Origin of the sequence: Rhodococcus sp. IEGM 1372 (assembly GCF_030056835.1) — a bacterium.
GTDB lineage: Bacteria > Actinomycetota > Actinomycetes > Mycobacteriales > Mycobacteriaceae > Rhodococcoides.
Genome location: NZ_JASHKS010000004.1, coordinates 226425 through 243193 on the forward strand (window position 1 = coordinate 226425; position 16769 = coordinate 243193).

Genomic DNA, 16769 nt, shown 5'->3' on the forward strand with positions numbered 1-16769 from the left:
CATGTTGATCCCCCGCCGGGTCAAGCACCGCAAGCAGCACCACCCGAAGCGTTCGGGTGCCGCCAAGGGCGGAACTCAGGTGACATTCGGTGACTACGGCATCCAGGCTCTCGAGCCCGCCTACATCACCAACCGTCAGATCGAGTCCGCTCGTATCGCGATCACTCGCCACATCAAGCGTGGCGGCAAGGTCTGGATCAACATCTTCCCGGACCGCCCGCTCACCAAGAAGCCTGCCGAGACCCGCATGGGTTCCGGTAAGGGTTCGCCCGAGTGGTGGATCGCCAACGTCAAGCCGGGTCGTGTGCTCTTCGAGCTGTCGTACCCCGACGAGACCATCGCGCGTGAGGCACTGACTCGCGCCATCCACAAGCTGCCCATCAAGGCACGCATCATCACCAGGGAGGAGCAGTTCTGATGGCTACCGGAACCCCAGCCGCAGAGCTCCGCGAGCTCACCGGTGAAGAGCTGGTCACCAAGCTGCGTGAGTCGAAGGAAGAGCTGTTCAACCTTCGTTTCCAGATGGCTACCGGCCAGTTGGACAACAACCGTCGACTGCGCGTGGTGCGCCACGAAATCGCGCGTATCTACACGGTGCTTCGTGAACGTGAGCTCGGCTTGGCCTCTGGTCCTTCCGAGGACACAGCAGGTGACGCAGCATGAGCGAGGAAAACACTGTGACTGAAGAGCGCAACAACCGTAAGGTTCGGATCGGCTACGTCGTATCCGACAAGATGGAAAAGACGATTGTGGTCGAGCTCGAGGACAGGGTCAAGCACCCCCTCTACAGCAAGATCATCCGTCGCACCACCAAGGTCAAGGCACATGACGAGAAGGGCGACGCCGGCGTAGGCGATCGCGTTCAGCTCATGGAGACCCGTCCGCTGTCCGCCACGAAGCACTGGCGACTGGTCGAGGTTCTCGAAAAGGCCAAGTAAGCACCTCGTGCTCGACAAGACCCACCCCCGGAAGATTGGGGGTGGGTCTTGTCGTATCGGCACATCTGCCGACTACCTGCCCAACAAGCCGCCGAGCGCGCCGCCCACACCGGCCTGCTCACCACTGCCGCTGCCACCGATCATCCCGCCCGGCGGCTGCTCCGACGGCTGTACGACGACAAACCCTTGGCCCGCGAACTCGAGGGTGAACCGCTCACCGGTCGATCGGCCGATCAGCGTGCCGAGACCGAACGAATCGTTCTTCTTGACTCTCGTCTGCAACGAGGACGACCACGCAACCGCAGCCTGCGGATCGGCAAATGTGGGCTGATCGACGTTCAGCACCACCGGAATCCCGTCCGTGGTGATGGCGATCCGTCCGCGCCCGGTGAACACACAGTTGAAGAAGCCCGCGTTACCGCCTGCCGCAGCGCCCTGCACGCGCTTGACGTCGTAGCTCAGCGTGGACTCGAAAGCCAGAACGTTGGCACCGTTGATGGTCAGACCGTCGGACCCGTCCAGGTCGATCAGATGGACGTCCTGAGCTGCGTTGGCGAGAAAGAGGTCGCCCCGGCCCGTGACTTTCATCAGAGGGACACCTTCGCCCGAGAGCGCCTGCTTGAGCGCCCGGCCGATACCACCCGAGCCCTTGGCCTCGAACCGGAGATCGCCCTGGTACGCGACCATCGAACCGGCCCGGGCCATCACGTCACCGTTCATCCCGATTCGGCACATCTTGCTGCCCTGCTTCTGAATGCCCGAGCCGGGAACCTCGGCGTGGGCGGGCGTGAACAGTTCACTTCTCATGGCCAGGACTCCTCGAGGGACGGGTGAATTCACGGGTGGCGCGGCGGCGTCTGCTGATGGCTCGTCGGGGGTGTCGGGCGTCGGCTCGTCGTCTTCGACACTGATCCCGAACGCCGTGGCCAACCCCGCCAGACCATCGGCGTAGCCCTGGCCGACGGCACGGATCTTCCACTGCTCGCCGCGGCGGTAGAACTCGAGACACACCAGCGCGCTCTCGTCTCCGAGTGCATCGGCAGTGAATGCCACCAGGGCTGTGTCCGACACATCGGACACCGTCACCGCCGTCGGACCCGCAGCCGCGAACGTTGCCGGCCCCGTTCCGTCGAGGGACGCGGCAACGGCCACGGAATCGACGCCGGCGGGGACGGCGGTGGCGTCGAACATCAGCAGGTGCCCGGTCGATGCACGGCGATACTCGACACCGGGGGCGGATGGCTGGTTGTAGAACACCAGGTCCGCGTCCGAACGGACCCGCCCGTCCGGCCCCAGAAGCAGCGCGGAGACGTCGACCGAGGTCGACGCTGCGAGTGTCACCGTCAGGGGACCGGCAGGAGCGGGGCAGTTCTCCCCGCGTGCGAGGGTTTTCATCGAATCCAGTGTGCCACTGTCGAGGGCGTCAGGACTGGCGCGCCAGCTCGATGACCTCTTCCTCGGTCGGCGGACTCTTCGGATGGTAGGACAGGCACAGCGGAGTGGCCGTACGACGGAATTCTGCGCCCTCCACGGCCGCGTAGAACTGACCGGCGGGCAGGCGTCCGACGTCGGGAACCGAGCCACCCTTCACCCGCGCCATCTCTTTGGCTGCCTCGACCTGCGAGGGACTGTTGAGCAGGCCGTAGAACTGAGTGGACGCATTGCCGGCGATTCGATTGTGCAGGCCTTTCGGGGCCTGGGTGGCGAACACCAGACCGAGTCCGTACTTGCGTGCCTGCGAGGCCAGAGCGAGAGTGCTGTGTGTCGCAGCGGTCGTCCTGTCCGAAGGCGCGAAGTTCTGCGCCTCGTCCATCACGAACAGCCCACCCAGCGGCCGGTCGCCCGCCGGGTTCTTCTTGATCCAGGCGAACAAACCCATCTGCAGCTGGTTGACGAAGCTCTGCTTCTGCTCGTCGGTGGTCAGGCCGGCGAGGTTGATCACCGAGACCCTGGCCTTCTTGCCCTCGGCAGGAGTGAGCAGAACGGCCGGGTCGACCGGGGTACCCGCTCCCGCGAACATCGGATCGTTCGCGGCGGCGGCCTTGAGATTCTCGGCCAGTCCGGCCGCGATGCGCACCGCATCGCGCATCTCGCTGGCGTCCTCGGGGAACTCTTCCAACAGGTCGATGAAGGCGGTCAGGTCCCCGCCCTGCGGCCGTCGACCGAACAGATCGAGCGCTGACTTCAACACGGCCCGACCGTGTTTGGCCTTCTGTGACGTGCCCAGAACTCCCGCAGCCGGTTCGAGTGAGGCCAGTGCGGACTCGACGGAGGCCTCGAACTCGTCGGCGTCGCCGAGGACGCTGACGAAGTCCGGAAGTGGCTGGAAGCTCAGCGGCCGACCCGAGGACTTGCGAGGCGTCCAGACCACGACGTCGGTGTCGCGCAGATACGCGGTCGCCTTCGCTTCGTCCCCCGGTGGCCACGTCCTCTCGTCCTCGGGCCACGCGGTGCCGAGCCGAGCCAGGTCGTTGTTGACGTCGAGTACGATCGCCGAAACTCCCTGCAGTGCACACTCTTCCACCAGGCGACGGATCAGCACCGTCTTGCCCGAACCGGAGCCCGCGAAGATCGCAGTGTGCTTGCGCAACGCTTCGAGTGGAACGGCGACGTCCGCACCTGTGCTGAGTTCGGCACCGACCACGATGGACGGCCGCCGCGGCGCCGCGGGCTGCGCGGAGACGCTCGGCGTCTCGGGTTCGATGAGGGCTGTGTCGTCGTCGACGACACTGACAGCGGGAAGCACCGCCCGGAACAATTCCACATCGTGCGCCGGCTTGCGTGCGAGCAGCCAGGACGTGAGTGCGGGGGAGTTCTCGGTCAACAGGGTCGACAACGCCGCCAGAGCCCTGCGGTCCTCGTCACCGAAGGGCACCACGATGCCGCCGGCGCGGCGCAGGGCCGCGATTGTCTGCTCGGTTTTCGCTCCGTTCGGCCACGGATCGTTTCTGATCAGGATCAGCCGACGCCTCGGCATGTCTATCCGCAGGCCAGCCGTCGTCACGGCCCGTTCCACTCGGGCCAGCGCGGCGCGGGCGTTACCGGACGTGACCGCGCGGAAGCACCAGTGCTCTTCGTCGTCGGTATCGGTGTCGACGGTGTGGCGCAGGCGAGCGTGCAGCGCGGGCTTGCCGCTCGGCGGCGGATCCTGGGCCAGGCTGTCGTCGGACGACTGATGCTCGTGAATCCACGCGGTCAGGCCCGCGGACAGTAGTGCGGGAACGATCGAGTCCTCGCTGTCGGGTCGGAGCGGAATCGAGACGTCGACCTGCTCGCGGAGTTGCTTGTAGCGATCGTCGAGCGCGTCGAGTTCGTTGACCCGCGCCGTGGGTAGATCCGGCGCATCGGCCGGACCCGACCTGTCGGTGAAGCTCTCCAACTCCGACGCGACGCCGGCGTCGAGGCAGTGCCTGATGTGGCGATCGACGGCGATGAGCAGCTGGCGCGGAGTGAAATCGGGGGCCTGCTCGAACGCGTCGGGCGCGACCGGCCACGTGGGGTGCGGCGGAGTGAACCCGGCTTCGAGGAAGCACGCTGCCAGACGTCGCCCGAGAAGGAGGCGTCCGATGTCCGACGAGGGAATCGGCTTGAGCGACTGAGTGACTCGGAAGCGGTCACGCATCGGCGCGACTCCGCGGGCGGCGATCAGTTCCCAGGCGCTCGACAGCGCAGAAAGTACCGAGGCGGTGCGGGGGAGGGTCTCGCGCAACGACATCAAGCCGTGCGCGAGCTGCTCGACGACCTTGTCTTCCTGAGCGTCGGCGAACTCCTGATCCGATCCGGTACGAGACTGCGCCACGAGTGTGTCGATCTGGTCGATCGCGAGAATCGTCGGACCGGTGATGGCAAGCAGACGCGAGATGTTCTCGGCGATGCCCTGATGGCCGAGTTCGGCCCGGCGGATGCCCCAGGCCGAGAACTCGTCGGGATCGACATCGTCGATCGATTGCAGGTACGCGTCACCCAGGTCCTGCACTGCCGAGTCGGGGGCGATGGACAGCACGAGTGCGCGCAGCGTGTGCTGCGACGTCCGGCGGTGGCGGGGGTGAACCTTGTACACCGCGGTGACGAAGTCGTTCAACGTGTCCGCGTCGATCATGTTCTCGCCCATGATCTTTGCGCGTCGATCGTCGGGAATCTCGCCGATCTCGCACAGGCGTCGGAGCAACAGTCCGAGCTGGCTGTCCGATCCGCGGCCGGACGGACGCATCAGGTCGTCGAGCATCCCCATCAGCGTCGAGCGCCAGAATCCGGCAGCGTCGAGCAACCTGATCAGGAAGAAGTAGCCGCCCTTGAGCTGCACTTCTTCGCGTACCTGGCCGAGCAGGTGCGTCTTGCCCGAACCGGCCGGGCCGCGCACGACGACCCCGAGGGGACTGGCGTCGTCGGAGGCGTCCGCGTCGTCGTATGCGTTCATCACTTCTAGGAACACTCGTTCGTGCATTCCCGGCACGTGCACGTTCGACTGCGAACGCCACACGTCGTCGGGGGTCGGTGCCCAGCTCAACCGCACCGATTCGAGAGCTCTGATCTGCTCGTTGTCCGTCATCGTCGAGTCAACGCCCATCATGGTTCGATCGAGAGAAGGTGGTTCTGCTGATTACCGACGACGACGGCCGCGGCGCGTTCCTCGTCGGTCAGGGTCTTCTGATTCTCTTCGGGAATCAACGAGACGTCCGCCGCACGACGCAGACGTGCGAGGGCGTCGTCCAGATCGGTTCTGGGTATGTCGCGCAACTCGTTTCGCAGGCGCGAGAGTCTCACGGTGCTGCCGGGTTCGCGCGCGATCCGGGCATACGCCGCACGAATCGAGGCTTCGATGTCGACGGTATCGGAATCGACGGCCTTCTCGTCGGTTGCAGGTTCGTCCGGTGCAGCCTTGTCTCCGCGGGGCGAGAACACGTCTGCCGGACGGCTGTCGGTGCGGTCGAGCCACCGACGCAACCCGGCCAAGATGGTGAACATGGCCTTTCCTGCTCCTGTCGACCGGGCCGGTGGCTCACCACCGATGAGTTCGCCGCAGGTGCGCCAACCCTTGTCGGTCAGTTCGAGAGTCATCGGTCGGACGGATGCATTCACCTCGATCAGACCGGCGTTCTTCAGCTTGTCCCGGGACGGCTTCGCGAGCTCGGGTCCCATCCCTCTGAGTTCGGAGTTCTTGACCGGACTTGCCTCGGCCATCAGGACGAGCAGCACTGCCGCTTCCGTCCCGTTCAGGTCTTCGGTGCTCATCGAGGATCCCCCTTCGATCGTCTTCTCGATACTGCCTCGCGGATGGTAGCGACCACACGTTGCGGATCGTCGATCACCTGAGCATTGGTGAAGCGCAACACCATGTAGCCGTGTGTCTGCAGTTGGTTGTCACGGACGCGGTCCTCGGCGAACCGATCGACGGCCCGGTGCTCGTTTCCGTCGATTTCCACCACGACCTTCTCGGTGCGCCACAGTACGTCGACCGTGAACGGTCGGCTGAGTTCGTCGAGCCGAATCGAGCGGTTGTGCTCACGCCCGGTGGCCCAGTCATGCGCGTTCAGCGCGCGACACAGACGCTTCTCGGGTTCGCTCGCCGGGTGGGGGTGACCCGCGATCGGGGGATAGCTGAGCGGCCGGAATCGATCGAGGACAGTGCTGACGCCGTCGGGTACTTCCGGCGCACGTACCGAGACCGACGGGAATCGGTCCATGCTCGACGCCCCGTCGCCCGTCACCCAGACCCCTGCCCCGGCGTGGGCACACAACCATTCCGCGGCTCCCGCGACGACTCCGGCGTCCGTTCCGACGGGCACGACCAACACGAGGGCAACAGTGCTTCTGTGCTGAGCGGAGGCAAGTACTCGGGCCGACCCTGCTGCTCGGGTCTCGACGGTGAATGCGGTTCGACGCGGCGACCGCCCCGCGACTGCGGCATCTGCGAGGGCCCCGACGTACGGACCGAAGTGCGCTGTGTCGCCGGCGAGCCGCACAGCGGCGGCGCGTGCAGCGCGTCGATGCAACGTCGACGAGCCTTCCTGATGGTCGAATTCCGTCAGCAACAGCGGAACCGAGTCGACTGCAGCGTTCTCGAGTTCTGCGACCACCGCATCGACGAGATCGACGGCACGATTCGCCGTCGCTGGATCGACCGCGAAGAACACGATCGAGGGCGCGTCCGACGGCAGAGGGTTCACCGACTCGGCGAGTTCACGCTCGGTGGCACCGTGCAGTCGGACGACCCGATCCAGTGGCAGACTCGACCACCAGTGGCCGCCGTCGCCCGTCGACGTCATCGCCGCGCCCCGCTGATCCGAAGATGTCCCATCCCCGAAACCGTACCGAGAGTTCCGGGTTCGCAGGCGACAGCCGGTGCTCGCGCGATGGCGATTTGGATCCCAGGGATCCGTTCCCCTACACTTGACCGGTTGCCTGTGGCAGCGGTGTGCCTTCGTGCGCCCGCTCCCGGCAGCCGACCGCGCGTGTCGGGACGGAAATCCGGCACGTACGTACATCCAGGTCAAGGAGAAGTTAGTGATTCAGCAGGAGTCGCGAGTGCGCGTCGCTGATAACACGGGCGCGAAGGAAATCCTTTGCATCCGCGTTCTCGGTGGTTCGTCACGTCGCTACGCCGGAATCGGCGACATCATCGTAGCTACGGTGAAGGACGCCATTCCCGGTGGAAACATCAAGAAGGGTGAGGTCGTCAAGGCCGTCATCGTCCGCACCATCAAGGAGCGTCGCCGTCCGGATGGCTCGTACATCCGCTTCGACGAGAACGCTGCGGTGCTGATCAAGCCCGACAACGATCCCCGTGGAACTCGTATCTTCGGCCCGGTCGGCCGTGAGCTGCGTGAGAAGAAGTTCATGAAGATCGTCTCGCTCGCCCCGGAGGTGCTGTAAATGAAGGTGCACAAGGGCGACACCGTTCTCGTGATCGCAGGCAAGGACAAGGGTGCCAAGGGCAAGGTCATTCAGGCCTACCCCGCTGACTCCAAGGTTCTGGTCGAGGGTGTGAACCGCATCAAGAAGCACACCGCGGTCTCCGCCAACCAGCGCGGCGCATCCTCGGGTGGCATCGTCACCCAGGAAGCTCCGATCCACGTATCGAACGTCGCAGTGGTCGACTCGGACGGAAACCCCACTCGCGTGGGCTACCGGACCGATGAAGAAACCGGCAAGCGCGTTCGTGTTTCCCGGAAGAACGGGAAGGACATCTGAGATGACTACCACCGAAAACATCGCGGGCGAACAGCCCCGCCTCAAGGCGCGCTACCGCGCCGAGATCAAAGACGCCCTTAACACCGAATTTGCATACGAGAACGTCATGCAGATCCCCGGCATCGTCAAGGTCGTCGTCAACATGGGTGTCGGCGACGCCGCCCGTGACGCCAAGCTGATCAACGGTGCAGTTGCCGACCTCGCTGCCATCACCGGCCAGAAGCCGGAGATCCGCAAGGCTCGCAAGTCCATCGCACAGTTCAAGCTGCGTGAAGGAATGCCCATCGGCGCACGCGTCACCCTCCGTGGCGACCGCATGTGGGAGTTCCTCGACCGTCTGGTCTCCATTGCCCTTCCCCGAATCAGGGACTTCCGCGGACTCTCGGGTACGCAGTTCGACGGCAACGGAAACTACACGTTCGGCCTCAACGAGCAGTCGATGTTCCACGAGATCGACGTGGACAAGATCGACCGTCCGCGCGGCATGGACATCACCGTAGTAACCACCGCAACCAACAACGAAGAAGGCCGCGCGCTGCTCAAGCACCTCGGCTTCCCGTTCAAGGAGAACTGAGTCCATGGCGAAGAAGGCATTGGTCAACAAGGCCAACAAGAAGCCGAAGTTCGCGGTGCGTGCATACACTCGCTGCAACCGCTGCGGCCGTCCCCATTCCGTGTTCCGCAAGTTCGGCCTCTGCCGTATCTGCGTGCGCGAGATGGCACACGCCGGAGAGCTTCCCGGAGTTCGCAAGAGCTCCTGGTGATCTGAGGCCTCCGGGCTTCACCACACCACGCTGATGGGCGTGGGTTCCTTCCGAGGAGCCCACGCCCATTTCGTGTTTCTCAGGCCCGGAGCTTCATACCGACCACACGTCGTGTCGCAGGTCGAGCGATCGGGTCAGAGCCAGTGCGGCATCGTGATCACCGCTCTCGACGATCACGAGCAGGCCACGTTCGGACATCGCCGACGCGAAAGCATCGGCGGAGACGGTCCTACATCCGGGTGGCATATCCGGGTCTCCGAGTTCTCGATAGGTGTCGGCAATCGCTACTACGTCCGCGACCGGATCGAATCCCCAGACGGTCACGAAATGTCCTACACTCCAATCGAATTCGGTCAACTCTGCGGTATGTACATTCGCCACCAGGCCGAATCGGAAGGGCGCGTCGGCAAGGCGAGCAAGTAGCAGGCGCAGTCCCTCGGCACCGGGCCCCATGATCGGAACGACGGCAACGCGGTGGACGGTCGCCGTCTCGATGCCCGCCGCAAGACCTGCCGCCGTGGTCCCGGCCGTGTCGGTCGATACGGCCCTCGGCAACACATCCCACCCATCGGTGAGCCGGGGCGTTCCGGGAGGACGGGCCGACTCGATCTCGCCCGGCCAGATCGCGGATCCCGATGCGACCGCGAGTGCCGTCACATCCGGTGCGTCCTCGTCGAGAACAGCGGTCAACGCTACCGATGCCGAGAACGGTCCGCAGAGTTGATCCGGTTGCGGCAGAACACGATCGAGTGCCGAGACGATTGCATCTGCGCCGGGGAACCGTCGCAGCATCTCAGTAAATCCAGCGCAACGACTCGAGCAGTTCGTCCTCGGTGTGACTCTCTGCCCACGCGGCATCGGCGTCCCGGCACGCAACGAACGCGCCCAGAAGATCCTCGCCCAACACGTTCGCGACGAGTTCGGATGACAGCAGGTTCTCCCGCTGCTGAGTATGGGTCGTCGCGAGTGGGGAGATACCCGCGGCCTCACGACGTGCGTCGTCCCAGCCGCCCACATCCTCTTGAACGGATGGCGGCAACTGGGCCGAATCCGCTACTCCCGACAGGCCGGCCGCAATCGTGACGGCCAGCGCCAGATACGGGTTGGCGGACGCATCGCACGCTTTCAACTCGACGTTTGTGTGATTCGGACCGAGCAGCGGCGACGACGGTACGAGCCGCACTGCAGCCTCCCGGTTCTCGACGCCCCAGAACCCGAAGGCACCGGCCCAGTAGCCGGGTCGACGACGCAGCAGCGATCCCGAACTCGGTGCCGTGATGGCAGTGAGTCCCGGCAGTTCTCGAACCAGGCCGGCGATGTAGGACCGCCCGGTCTCGGACAATCCGTGCTCTCCGTCTCCGGTCAGAGCGTTCCGGCCGTCGCGGACCAGCGACGTGTGCAGATGCCAACCATTGCCTGCACTGCTCGACGACGGCAAGGGAGCGAAGCTGGCCCGCAGACCCAGAGCACGTGCCGCTGAGTGGATGGTCTGCCGCGCGAGGATCTGCGCATCGGCCGCGGCGAGTGGATCGAGTGGACTGAGCGCGATCTCGATCTGGGAAGCGCCGTACTCGGCGTGAATCTGGCCGATATTCAGACCGTTCGCGGCAAGCGCGTTGAGCAGCAGCACGACGAATTCGTCGACATCGCGTACTGCGTTCGCGGAGTAGGCAGGTCCGCGATGAGCGGACAGGCCGTCCGATTCGCGAGTCAGCGCGAACTCGATCTCGAATCCCGCCCGCACCTCGAATCCGGCATCGGACGCCTTCTGCACCTGACGCTCGAGAACCGCGCGCTGATCGTAGGACCAGGGAGAGCCGTCCGCCGAGAGCTGCCGGCCGTGTACCCAGGCAAGCCCTGGTTGGCCAGCCAGTGCGACCACGCTCGACGCGTTGTCGATCACCGGAATCAACCGCACATCGCCGGACGGAGTCGACAGTCCGTCGTGGGCGAACGTGATCCCGTCGTGCGAATCGAACACCGCGAACACCGCGGTGACTCCGACTCCGCGTCGCGCGACTGCCGTCAATTCTGCGGTGGGCACGGTGCGGGATCGGACGATGCCGTTGTTGTCGACCCAGCCGATGGTCACCCCGGCAATGTTGCGGTCGCGCAGCGAGTGGGTGAGATGGTCGATGTCGACTGCCTTCGAGTCCGTCATGGTCCGACGTTAGCGAAGAAGTCGAAGTCCGGGTGTCCAAGTGGGCCTGCGGGTTGCGAAATGGCTGGGCTGAGCGTGTGCCGCGCCGAACTGAGCCGTTGAGTGCGCTTTACCGTGTCTGCGGTGGAGTCCAGAGCGGCGTCGACGCGGCGTGAGTCTCACGGACGAAGTTGGAACAGGGTTGGAACGTGCCCGAGGCTTGTATCTGAACCTCCGGGCCGTGTCAGGGCGCGTTGTGATGTCAGGTGCCGAATGACAGATTCTGAATGTCTACAGTCATGTTCCCGAGCACGTGAATTTCGGGCCTGGTTTCAGTCGCGTTACAGCTGGTCTCCAGGTGCCAGACTGCCCTTCCTCAGTCGGTGAACAGGCCGATGAAGTACTCATTATCGGAGCTGATCCTGAAATCGCCCTCGATGTACCGCGCGAACTTCGGCACGTCGGCCAATCCGACTGGATATGGTCCCATTTCTAGGGGAAGTTCACTTTCGTCGACGTCAATCAGTTCTCTGATTCGTCTCCGGTGATAGCAGTCAGGACATAGCTGTGTGCGATCGTATCGGTTCGTTTGTTATAAGATTCCAAATACCACACGCCGTCTCGCTACTTCTTGCTTACCGGCCATGGCGGCGGAGTGTGAACTCTATTTCGGTTCGGCAAGAAACGAGACTTCGTACGAATGATTCTCCTTCGCCTCGAACGGCATTGGCATGAACCGAGCAAAGTTGGGTATCTTCTCCGCCGGAACGTCGTTCTGGCCGACTGCAACGGGTAGGTCGAAGTCGCTGTCATCGATCTGGAGCGTGCGTTTGACGAATTCGACAGTCATGTCGCGAAGAAGGTGTATTTCTGTTCCCAACTCGGTTTCATCATCGAATTCTTGCAAGTACCACATTTCCTTCTACTTTAGTCAGTCTGCGAAAAGGCCTACGAAGTATGTACAGCCGAGGTCGATCAGCAGCTTGCCATCAATATATCTGGCGAATCTGGGTAAGTCTGCGAGCGCAACCTCGTGCATTGCGGCTTCAATCGGTCCGCTTTCTTCATTTGTCCCGATCAATTCTTCTATAGTCGTGCTGGTTGCGCCCTGAAGCGGATAGCTTTTTGCAAGAAGTTCAGATTTGTTCTCGTACGCGTCCAAGTACCACATTGTCATCTCCCTGGTTTTCGGCCGGGCACTGGCCCCTTGGTCATGTCGCCCGTTACTGGGTCGAACTCGCCTAGGTGTTTTCCATTTTTCGTGTATTTTTCGATAGCTCCGTGCTGGTAGTCCCACTCCAAAATATTTCCTCTGCTGTCAGTCCAACGCGGTCGATTATTCAACGGCTTCGTCTGTTTGGCATCAGGAAAGCCAGGAAGCCGTCGATCAGCCGGGGGAGGGTTGTAGCGCCAATTTCCTCCGCCGGTGTTTGCGTTGAAGGTGGTCGGACTTGCTTGTAGGAGCGGTTGCACGTCCGATGCAATTCCAATGGCCGCCGCCCCGGTTGCCACGGTGACACCGACGGCAATTGCGGACGCCGCTTCCACTCCGGTCAGGACGGCGATAACACTTCCGGCGATGACGCTTCCCGTCGCGCCGGTAACGGCGACTGTTCCCACGCCGAGGGTGAAGAAGCCGGCAACTGCACCGGCGATCGTGCCGGCAACGATGGCGGTTCCTACGATATCGATGACGCTCTGGTGAGCGTCCTGAATGGTCGACGCCCATTCGCCGCAAGCGCTCGCGAGAGTGTCGAATTGGTCGGCGACGTTGTGCGCAGCGCTGTGGACGCCGTCCATCTGGGCGAGGACCTGTGGCAATTCGTCGGAGGCAAGTTTCTCGATGTCGGTCCACGCGGAGTTCGTGGCGTCGCTCGCTCGTCTCAGCTCTTCGGCGGCGGTGCGCCACGCGCTTCCGAGCCCCCGCAACTTCTCCGGATCACCGTTGGGCCACATGTGGCCCTGTAGCCATCGCGTGATCAGCCCCCACCCCATCGGGGCGTCGGTGTCGCCGCCGTAGGAACCGTTGAACCGCGGTGTATTCGTATGAGGAAGTTGTGGGGGAGCGGGCAGCGGCGGGGTCGGCGGAACGGTGTTCGCATTCTCTGCGTTGGCGTGATTGACGCCGGTTGCTGCAAGCAGGTCGTGGAGCTTGCCGAACGCATTCGCGATGTCGGTCGCCGCGGTGACTGCGTCGAATGCCGCGGAATCGTAGCTGTCTGCCCAAGACTTTCCGGCGTTGTCGGTGCCTGCGCAGCCCCGGTTCCGGTGGAGTTCCGCGGCGAGTTCAGTTATCGCGCCGCTCGAGATGGTCTTGGCGCTGCTGTACTGGGAGGCCGCATCGGCAAGGATGTGGGGGTCGACGCTGATCGGGGCCATCAGGGCCACATTCGCTTGTTGTGGTCGACGGCTGCGCGGTAGCGATCATGGGCGCCTCGCGCCAGCGTGCCGAGTTGCGCGAGCGCGGTTCGCATATCGTTCAATTCCTGCCGGAGCAGCTCGTGCTTCGAGCGGTGAGCCTCAGCCGCTTCGCCCTTCCATTCGATGCCGAGATCGTTCACCTCGCGCTCCACATCGGCGACAGCCGATTCGATCGTGGCTCCAACTATGTGTGCGCGATCCACAAGAGCGAGAATCTGCTCGACGTCGGCGACGTAGCGCGCCGTCAACGGTCCAACCGAAGGCCGGAATCCACCACGTGTTCATCGATCACGTTGTCCGTTGCCGCATATTCGGTCGCAATGCCATCGAGCAGCCACGCGTCCTCGGCGAGCGCGCCGCATATCTTCCGAGCCGAATCGACCCACTCCGCCCACAGAACTGCATGGGAATCGGCCGCAGCGCCTGTCCAGGAGGTCTCCAGCAATTCCTCCACGGCGAGACGGACGAGATCGATGTCATCCCACAAACCGTCGGCGAGGCCGGACATCCGAGCAGAGGCACGGCGGATCCGATCGGGATCGGCTTTCACTGCGTCGTGCGGGACGAACCCGGCCATGGTGGGACGTCGACCGTCCTGGCAACGGAATCGGTTGTGCGCATCGAACCCCCCGGAGCGATGAAATGATGTCGGAAGACTACTGCACCGAACTGACGAGCACGGCTGTGTCTCGCGAGTTCTACTGGCAGGGTGCCGCTCGAGCTCTACCACGACCGATTTTGAGAATGGCACCCGGTTCCCTACACTAGAGCGGTTGCCCGGGCTTCGTCGTGCCTGCACGCGAGTCCTTGCAATGGAAACGCAACCTCGAGTTCTCCGTACGTCAGCATCGAAATGCGGAAGCTCGAAACACCTGGCAGTGCAGCGATGCATTGCTTGGAGCGCAACCCCTGACCGGCAACAGTCGGTCAGGACATGTTCACTTCGTTGTAGGCCCACGATGTGACGAGCCAGGCCCGCCGGGTTCTCGAGAATCCAGGGGCACCAGCTCGCGCGTGCTGCATGGGAACCGCTGCGAGAAAGGTGCACAGGTCACACCATGACGATGACCGATCCAATTGCAGACTTCTTGACCCGTCTGCGCAACGCCAATTCGGCGTACCACGACGAGGTGAAGCTTCCCCACTCGAAGCTCAAGGCGAACATCGCCGAGATCCTCAAGCGCGAGGGCTACATCTCCGACTACCGCACGGAAGACGCCGAGGTGGGCAAGACCCTCATCGTCGATCTGAAGTACGGCCCGAGCCGTGAGCGCAGCCTCGCCGGCGTGCGACGCGTCTCCAAGCCCGGTCTCCGGGTGTACGCAAAATCCACCAATCTGCCCAAGGTTCTCGGCGGCCTGGGCGTGGCGATCATCTCCACGTCCACAGGTCTGCTCACGGAGCGTCAGGCGGCCAAGCAGGGTGTGGGCGGAGAAGTCCTCGCCTACGTCTGGTAGGGGAGGCCACCACCATGTCACGTATTGGAAAATTGCCGGTACCGGTCCCCGCTGGAGTCGATATCACCATCGACGGCCAGAACGTTGCGGTCAAGGGCCCCAAGGGTGCCCTGAGCCTGACGGTCGCCGAGCCCATCCAGATCGCTCGCGCCGACGACGGCACCATCGCCGTCACCCGGCCCGATGACGAGCGCAAGAGCCGTGCACTGCACGGACTTTCGCGCACTCTCGTCGCGAACCTCATCACCGGTGTCACCAACGGTTACACCAACAAGATGGAGATTCACGGCGTCGGTTACCGCGTCGTACTCAAGGGCAAGGACCTCGAGTTCGCACTCGGTTACAGCCATCCCGTGCTGATCGAAGCACCCGAGGGCATCACGTTCACGGTCGAGTCGCCCACGCGATTCACCGTTGTCGGCATCGACAAGCAGAAGGTCGGTCAGATCTCTGCCAACATTCGTCGTCTGCGGCGTCCGGACCCGTACAAGGGCAAGGGCATCCGCTACGAGGGTGAAGTGATCCGCCGCAAGGTCGGAAAGACGGGTAAGTGATATGAGCCAGCAAACAGCAGACAAGGCGAACGTCGTCAAGCGCACTCCGCGTGGCACCGACGTCTCGACGAAGCGTCGCCTGTCGAAGGCACGTCGTCACTTCCGCCTTCGCAAGAAGATCTCCGGCACGCCCGAGCGTCCCCGCTTGGTCGTCAACCGGTCCTCGCGTCACATCCACGTGCAGTTGATCGACGACCTCGCCGGCCACACGCTGGCCAGCGCGTCGAGCATCGAAGCAGATGTGCGCGCCCTCGAGGGCGACAAGAAGGCCGTCAGCGCGAAGGTCGGCGAGCTCATCGCCAGCCGCGCGAAGGCAGCCGGCGTCGAGGCAGTCGTGTTCGACCGCGGCGGCAACAACTACAGCGGCCGCATCGCGGCACTCGCAGACGCAGCCCGTGAAGGCGGGTTGACGTTCTGATGATGACAATGACTGACAACGGAAGGACAGCCTGATGCCGGGACGTCAACGGCGTGACGGCGGAAGCGGCCCCGCCGGACAGAACAGTGGCCCCAACGCAGGTGGCGACAACAACCAGCGCGGCGACAACCGCGGTGGCGGTCGTGACCGTCGTGACAACGGCCGTGGCGGCAACGCTGCGGACAAGTCGAACTTCATCGAGAAGGTCGTCACGATCAACCGCGTCTCCAAGGTGGTCAAGGGTGGTCGACGCTTCAGCTTCACCGCCCTCGTCATCGTCGGTGACGGCAACGGACTGGTCGGCGTCGGCTACGGCAAGGCCAAGGAAGTTCCCGCGGCCATCCAGAAGGGTGTCGAGGAGGCTCGCAAGAGCTTCTTCCGCGTCCCGATGATCGCCGGCACCATCACGCACCCCATCCAGGGCGAAGCCGCAGCAGGCGTCGTCATGTTGCGTCCGGCCAGCGCCGGTACCGGCGTCATCGCCGGTGGCGCTGTGCGTGCCGTGCTGGAGTGCGCCGGTGTCCACGACGTGCTGTCGAAGTCGCTCGGTAGCGACAACGCCATCAACGTCGTGCACGCGACCGTCGCAGCCCTCAAGGGTCTGCAGCGTCCCGAGGAAGTTGCGGCTCGCCGCGGCCTGACCCTCGAAGAGGTTGCACCCGCCGGAATGCTGCGCGCACGCGCACAGGCAGGAGCGGTGAAGTAATGGCTCAGCTGAAGGTCACCCAGATCAAGAGCACCATCGGCCAGAAGGCGAACCAGCGTGACAGCCTGCGTACTCTCGGGCTCAAGGGCATCCGCCAGACGGTCGTCCGCGAGGACAACCCGCAGAACCGCGGACTGGTCAACACGGTGCGCCACCTCGTAACTGTTGAGGAGGTCTAAC

General features: G+C 63.8%; 23 protein-coding genes. 12 read left to right on the plus strand and 11 right to left on the minus strand.

The window, feature by feature from the left end:
- Window position 1: 1 nt before the first annotated feature.
- From rplP to rpsQ, 3 genes are read left to right on the plus strand one after another with little or no spacing between them, the layout of a single operon-like run.
- Entirely contained in the window at window positions 2-418 is a 417-nt protein-coding gene (gene rplP, locus QM590_RS07375; RefSeq protein ID WP_027496313.1) for a 50S ribosomal protein L16, read from the plus strand.
- Window positions 418-663 (plus strand): 50S ribosomal protein L29, encoded by a 246-nt coding sequence (gene rpmC, locus QM590_RS07380; protein WP_032376634.1) that lies wholly within the window; start codon window positions 418-420, stop codon window positions 661-663. Before rplP ends, rpmC begins: the two co-directional genes overlap by 1 nt.
- Window positions 660-938 (plus strand): 30S ribosomal protein S17, encoded by a 279-nt coding sequence (gene rpsQ, locus QM590_RS07385; RefSeq protein WP_032376635.1) that lies wholly within the window; start codon window positions 660-662, stop codon window positions 936-938. The genes rpmC and rpsQ overlap by 4 nt, the downstream gene beginning before the upstream one ends.
- 72 nt (window positions 939-1010) lie before the next feature.
- Here rpsQ and QM590_RS07390 read toward each other — a convergent pair whose 3' ends face one another.
- Genes QM590_RS07390 through QM590_RS07405 form a run of 4 tightly spaced genes read right to left on the minus strand, consistent with a single transcriptional unit; the run spans window position 1011 to window position 7204 of the window.
- Window positions 1011-2333 (minus strand): AIM24 family protein, encoded by a 1323-nt coding sequence (locus QM590_RS07390; protein WP_269594379.1) that lies wholly within the window; start codon window positions 2331-2333, stop codon window positions 1011-1013.
- 28 nt (window positions 2334-2361) lie between these two features.
- Window positions 2362-5487 (minus strand): ATP-binding protein, encoded by a 3126-nt coding sequence (locus QM590_RS07395; protein ID WP_269594380.1) that lies wholly within the window; start codon window positions 5485-5487, stop codon window positions 2362-2364.
- Between the two features lie 17 nt (window positions 5488-5504).
- Window positions 5505-6170 (minus strand): hypothetical protein, encoded by a 666-nt coding sequence (locus QM590_RS07400; RefSeq protein WP_269594381.1) that lies wholly within the window; start codon window positions 6168-6170, stop codon window positions 5505-5507.
- Complete coding sequence (locus tag QM590_RS07405; RefSeq protein WP_269594382.1) at window positions 6167-7204, minus strand: endonuclease domain-containing protein; 1038 nt, start codon at window positions 7202-7204, stop codon at window positions 6167-6169. The genes QM590_RS07400 and QM590_RS07405 overlap by 4 nt, the downstream gene beginning before the upstream one ends.
- 238 nt (window positions 7205-7442) lie before the next feature.
- On the opposite strand from QM590_RS07405, the gene rplN reads away from it, so the two are divergent.
- Genes rplN through QM590_RS07425 form a run of 4 tightly spaced genes read left to right on the plus strand, consistent with a single transcriptional unit; the run spans window position 7443 to window position 8893 of the window.
- Window positions 7443-7811 carry a 50S ribosomal protein L14 gene (gene rplN / locus QM590_RS07410; protein WP_032397538.1) on the plus strand — a complete coding sequence of 123 codons (369 nt, stop codon included), beginning with the start codon at window positions 7443-7445 and terminating at the stop codon, window positions 7809-7811.
- Window positions 7812-8129 (plus strand): 50S ribosomal protein L24, encoded by a 318-nt coding sequence (gene rplX, locus QM590_RS07415; protein ID WP_032397537.1) that lies wholly within the window; start codon window positions 7812-7814, stop codon window positions 8127-8129.
- A 1-nt stretch (window position 8130) separates the two neighbouring features.
- Window positions 8131-8703: a 50S ribosomal protein L5 gene (rplE, locus tag QM590_RS07420; RefSeq protein WP_008718275.1), complete on the plus strand. Its 573-nt coding sequence runs from the start codon at window positions 8131-8133 to the stop codon at window positions 8701-8703.
- A 4-nt stretch (window positions 8704-8707) separates the two neighbouring features.
- Window positions 8708-8893, plus strand: coding sequence for a type Z 30S ribosomal protein S14 (locus tag QM590_RS07425; protein WP_008718273.1), 186 nt, complete (start codon window positions 8708-8710; stop codon window positions 8891-8893).
- 93 nt (window positions 8894-8986) lie between these two features.
- On the opposite strand, the gene QM590_RS07430 is transcribed toward QM590_RS07425, so the two are convergent.
- The 7 genes from QM590_RS07430 to QM590_RS07460 all read right to left on the minus strand — a co-directional run bounded on the left by QM590_RS07430 (window position 8987) and on the right by QM590_RS07460 (window position 14031).
- A complete protein-coding gene (locus tag QM590_RS07430; protein WP_269594383.1) occupies window positions 8987-9685 on the minus strand; it encodes a DUF6885 family protein in 699 nt (232 codons plus the stop codon).
- 1 nt (window position 9686) lies between these two features.
- Window positions 9687-11054, minus strand: coding sequence for a type I glutamate--ammonia ligase (locus QM590_RS07435; RefSeq protein ID WP_269594384.1), 1368 nt, complete (start codon window positions 11052-11054; stop codon window positions 9687-9689).
- Window positions 11055-11697: 643 nt separating this feature from the next.
- Window positions 11698-11949 (minus strand): DUF7683 domain-containing protein, encoded by a 252-nt coding sequence (locus QM590_RS07440; protein ID WP_269594385.1) that lies wholly within the window; start codon window positions 11947-11949, stop codon window positions 11698-11700.
- 15 nt (window positions 11950-11964) lie between these two features.
- The gene (locus QM590_RS07445) at window positions 11965-12204 is read right to left on the minus strand and encodes a DUF7683 domain-containing protein (protein ID WP_269594386.1); all 240 of its coding nucleotides are present in this window, start codon (window positions 12202-12204) and stop codon (window positions 11965-11967) included.
- 2 nt (window positions 12205-12206) lie between these two features.
- Entirely contained in the window at window positions 12207-13412 is a 1206-nt protein-coding gene (locus tag QM590_RS07450) for a colicin E3/pyocin S6 family cytotoxin (protein ID WP_269594387.1), read from the minus strand.
- A complete protein-coding gene (locus QM590_RS07455; protein ID WP_269594388.1) occupies window positions 13412-13702 on the minus strand; it encodes a WXG100 family type VII secretion target in 291 nt (96 codons plus the stop codon). Before QM590_RS07455 ends, QM590_RS07450 begins: the two co-directional genes overlap by 1 nt.
- Window positions 13699-14031, minus strand: coding sequence for a WXG100 family type VII secretion target (locus QM590_RS07460; RefSeq protein WP_269594389.1), 333 nt, complete (start codon window positions 14029-14031; stop codon window positions 13699-13701). The genes QM590_RS07455 and QM590_RS07460 overlap by 4 nt, the downstream gene beginning before the upstream one ends.
- A 481-nt stretch (window positions 14032-14512) precedes the next feature.
- On the opposite strand from QM590_RS07460, the gene rpsH reads away from it, so the two are divergent.
- Genes rpsH through rpmD form a run of 5 tightly spaced genes read left to right on the plus strand, consistent with a single transcriptional unit; the run spans window position 14513 to window position 16768 of the window.
- Window positions 14513-14911 carry a 30S ribosomal protein S8 gene (rpsH, locus tag QM590_RS07465; protein ID WP_008718266.1) on the plus strand — a complete coding sequence of 133 codons (399 nt, stop codon included), beginning with the start codon at window positions 14513-14515 and terminating at the stop codon, window positions 14909-14911.
- A 14-nt stretch (window positions 14912-14925) separates the two neighbouring features.
- A complete protein-coding gene (gene rplF / locus QM590_RS07470) occupies window positions 14926-15465 on the plus strand; it encodes a 50S ribosomal protein L6 (protein ID WP_032397535.1) in 540 nt (179 codons plus the stop codon).
- 1 nt (window position 15466) lies between these two features.
- Window positions 15467-15883, plus strand: coding sequence for a 50S ribosomal protein L18 (rplR, locus tag QM590_RS07475; RefSeq protein ID WP_032365631.1), 417 nt, complete (start codon window positions 15467-15469; stop codon window positions 15881-15883).
- 34 nt (window positions 15884-15917) lie between these two features.
- Window positions 15918-16589, plus strand: a complete 672-nt coding sequence (gene rpsE / locus QM590_RS07480) for a 30S ribosomal protein S5 (protein ID WP_032397534.1) — start codon at window positions 15918-15920, stop codon at window positions 16587-16589.
- On the plus strand, window positions 16589-16768 hold the full coding sequence (gene rpmD / locus QM590_RS07485; protein WP_008718256.1) for a 50S ribosomal protein L30: 180 nt from the start codon (window positions 16589-16591) through the stop codon (window positions 16766-16768). Before rpsE ends, rpmD begins: the two co-directional genes overlap by 1 nt.
- Window position 16769: the final 1 nt, after the last annotated feature.